Raw genomic sequence first — 3,366 nt, forward strand, 5'->3', positions numbered from 1 at the left:
AAAGACAAAACCCCTACCTGCATGCGCAGATAGGGGTTTTGCGAAATGAATCTTGACGATGACCTACTCTCACATGGGGAAACCCCACACTACCATCGGCGATGCATCGTTTCACTACTGAGTTCGGGATGGGATCAGGTGGTTCCAATGCTCTATGGTCGTCAAGAAATTCTGTTGCCAGAATGTCCAGATGGACAGCCCAGCGAATCCGGATATGCGATATTTGTGGTCTTACGAATTTTCGGGTCTTTCGTCTTCACCACCGCAATCTGCGTCAGCAAATTGCTTGGGTGTTATATGGTCAAGCCTCACGGGCAATTAGTATTGGTTAGCTCAACGCCTCACAGCGCTTACACACCCAACCTATCAACGTCGTAGTCTTCGACGGCCCTTTAGGGGATTCAAGATCCCAGTGAGATCTCATCTTGAGGCAAGTTTCCCGCTTAGATGCTTTCAGCGGTTATCTCTTCCGAACATAGCTACCCGGCAATGCCACTGGCGTGACAACCGGAACACCAGAGGTTCGTCCACTCCGGTCCTCTCGTACTAGGAGCAGCCCCTCTCAAATCTCAAACGTCCACGGCAGATAGGGACCGAACTGTCTCACGACGTTCTAAACCCAGCTCGCGTACCACTTTAAATGGCGAACAGCCATACCCTTGGGACCGGCTTCAGCCCCAGGATGTGATGAGCCGACATCGAGGTGCCAAACACCGCCGTCGATATGAACTCTTGGGCGGTATCAGCCTGTTATCCCCGGAGTACCTTTTATCCGTTGAGCGATGGCCCTTCCATACAGAACCACCGGATCACTAAGACCTACTTTCGTACCTGCTCGACGTGTTTGTCTCGCAGTCAAGCGCGCTTTTGCCTTTATACTCTACGACCGATTTCCGACCGGTCTGAGCGCACCTTCGTACTCCTCCGTTACTCTTTGGGAGGAGACCGCCCCAGTCAAACTACCCACCATACACTGTCCTCGATCCGGATAACGGACCTGAGTTAGAACCTCAAAGTTGCCAGGGTGGTATTTCAAGGATGGCTCCATGAGAACTGGCGTCCCCACTTCAAAGCCTCCCACCTATCCTACACAAGCAAATTCAAAGTCCAGTGCAAAGCTATAGTAAAGGTTCACGGGGTCTTTCCGTCTAGCCGCGGATACACTGCATCTTCACAGCGATTTCAATTTCACTGAGTCTCGGGTGGAGACAGCGCCGCCATCGTTACGCCATTCGTGCAGGTCGGAACTTACCCGACAAGGAATTTCGCTACCTTAGGACCGTTATAGTTACGGCCGCCGTTTACCGGGGCTTCGATCAAGAGCTTCGCTTGCGCTAACCCCATCAATTAACCTTCCGGCACCGGGCAGGCGTCACACCCTATACGTCCACTTTCGTGTTTGCAGAGTGCTGTGTTTTTAATAAACAGTCGCAGCGGCCTGGTATCTTCGACCGGCATGGGCTTACGGAGCAAGTCCTTCACCCTCGCCGGCGCACCTTCTCCCGAAGTTACGGTGCCATTTTGCCTAGTTCCTTCACCCGAGTTCTCTCAAGCGCCTTGGTATTCTCTACCTAACCACCTGTGTCGGTTTGGGGTACGGTTCCCAGTTATCTGAAGCTTAGGAGCTTTTCTTGGAAGCATGGTATCAACCACTTCGTCGCCTAAAGGCAACTCGTCATCAGCTCTCGGCCTTGAAATCCCGGATTTGCCTAAGATTTCAGCCTACCACCTTAAACCTGGACAACCAACGCCAGGCTGGCCTAACCTTCTCCGTCCCTCCATCGCAATAACTGGAAGTACAGGAATATTAACCTGTTTTCCATCGACTACGCTTTTCAGCCTCGCCTTAGGGACCGACTAACCCTGCGTCGATTAACGTTGCGCAGGAAACCTTGGTCTTTCGGCGTGCGAGTTTTTCACTCGCATTGTCGTTACTCATGTCAGCATTCGCACTTCTGATACCTCCAGCAAGCTTCTCAACTCACCTTCACAGGCTTACAGAACGCTCCTCTACCGCATCATCGTAAGATGATACCCGTAGCTTCGGTGCATGGTTTGAGCCCCGTTACATCTTCCGCGCAGGCCGACTCGACTAGTGAGCTATTACGCTTTCTTTAAAGGGTGGCTGCTTCTAAGCCAACCTCCTAGCTGTCTAAGCCTTCCCACATCGTTTCCCACTTAACCATGACTTTGGGACCTTAGCTGACGGTCTGGGTTGTTTCCCTTTTCACGACGGACGTTAGCACCCGCCGTGTGTCTCCCATGCTCGGCACTTGTAGGTATTCGGAGTTTGCATCGGTTTGGTAAGTCGGGATGACCCCCTAGCCGAAACAGTGCTCTACCCCCTACAGTGATACATGAGGCGCTACCTAAATAGCTTTCGAGGAGAACCAGCTATCTCCGAGCTTGATTAGCCTTTCACTCCGATCCACAGGTCATCCGCTAACTTTTCAACGGTAGTCGGTTCGGTCCTCCAGTCAGTGTTACCTAACCTTCAACCTGCCCATGGATAGATCGCCCGGTTTCGGGTCTATACCCAGCGACTAAACGCCCTATTAAGACTCGCTTTCGCTACGCCTCCCCTATTCGGTTAAGCTCGCCACTGAATATAAGTCGCTGACCCATTATACAAAAGGTACGCAGTCACCTAACAAAGTAGGCTCCCACTGCTTGTACGCATACGGTTTCAGGTTCTATTTCACTCCCCTCTCCGGGGTTCTTTTCGCCTTTCCCTCACGGTACTGGTTCACTATCGGTCAGTCAGTAGTATTTAGCCTTGGAGGATGGTCCCCCCATATTCAGACAAAGTTTCTCGTGCTCCGTCCTACTCGATTTCATTGATAAGAGATTTTCGTGTACGGGGCTATCACCCACTATGGCCGCACTTTCCAGAGCGTTCCACTAATCTCAAATCAACTTAAGGGCTGGTCCCCGTTCGCTCGCCACTACTAAGGGAATCTCGGTTGATTTCTTTTCCTCAGGGTACTTAGATGTTTCAGTTCCCCTGGTTCGCCTCTTGCACCTATGTATTCAGTACAAGATAACCAGCTTGTGCTGGCTGGGTTCCCCCATTCAGAGATCTCTGGATCACAGTCTGTTTGCCGACTCCCCAAAGCTTATCGCAGGCTACCACGTCTTTCATCGCCTCTGACTGCCAAGGCATCCACCGTATGCGCTTCTTCACTTGACCATATAACCCCAAGCAATCTGGTTATACTGTGAAGACGACATTCGCCGAAAATTCGTACGTTGCTCTTTCGAGCAGAACTCACAAATTTTACCTTAGCCTGATCCACCAGCAGTGAAACTGGTGTTCAGTCTATATCTATCACATATCCGAATTTTTAAAGAACGATCTGACAAAAG

The 3,366-nt window shown here is 51.1% G+C and carries 2 rRNA genes; both read right to left on the minus strand.

Features of this window, described 5'->3' with window-relative positions:
* Positions 1-50: 50 nt before the first annotated feature.
* Positions 51-166: ribosomal RNA gene (gene rrf / locus N5D53_RS27405) — 5S ribosomal RNA — on the minus strand.
* Positions 167-297: 131 nt separating this feature from the next.
* A 23S ribosomal RNA gene (locus N5D53_RS27410) occupies positions 298-3,190 on the minus strand.
* Between the last annotated feature and the right edge of the window lie 176 nt (positions 3,191-3,366).

This window comes from Pseudomonas sp. GD03862 (genome assembly GCF_029840855.1).
In the GTDB taxonomy this organism is placed as follows: domain Bacteria; phylum Pseudomonadota; class Gammaproteobacteria; order Pseudomonadales; family Pseudomonadaceae; genus Aquipseudomonas; species Aquipseudomonas alloputida.